Annotated in this window: 1 pseudogene; it reads left to right on the top strand. The window is 65.0% G+C overall.

The features are described 5' to 3' along the window. Positions 1 to 306 (top strand): annotated as a pseudogene (locus tag ABG80_RS07260) (IS5/IS1182 family transposase); the annotation flags it as partial.

Here is a 306-nt window from a genome sequence, read left to right as displayed (position 1 = left end):
GCTGGCGCCAGCGCATTGGTGAAGAAGGCGTGGAGTTGCTGTTGGCCGTGACCATCGAGGCGGCCCGCGCCGCAGGCATGATCAAGCGCGCCAGCCTGGACAAGGTGATCGTGGACACCACGGTGATGCCCAAGGCGATTGCCCACCCCACTGACAGCCGCTTGCTGGAACGCAGCCGACAGCACATGGTCAAGTTCGCGCAAGACCACGGCTTGAGCCTGCGCCAGAACTACAACCGCGAGGCGCCTCGCCTGGCAACGCAGGTCGGCCGCTATGCCCATGCCAAGCAGTACAAGCGCATGCGTG

Origin of the sequence: Aquabacterium parvum, from assembly GCF_001447195.1 — a bacterium.
Taxonomy (GTDB): domain Bacteria; phylum Pseudomonadota; class Gammaproteobacteria; order Burkholderiales; family Burkholderiaceae_C; genus Aquabacterium; species Aquabacterium parvum.
Note: the sequence above shows the minus strand (reverse complement) of the source record. Positions and strands in the feature narration are given on the sequence as shown.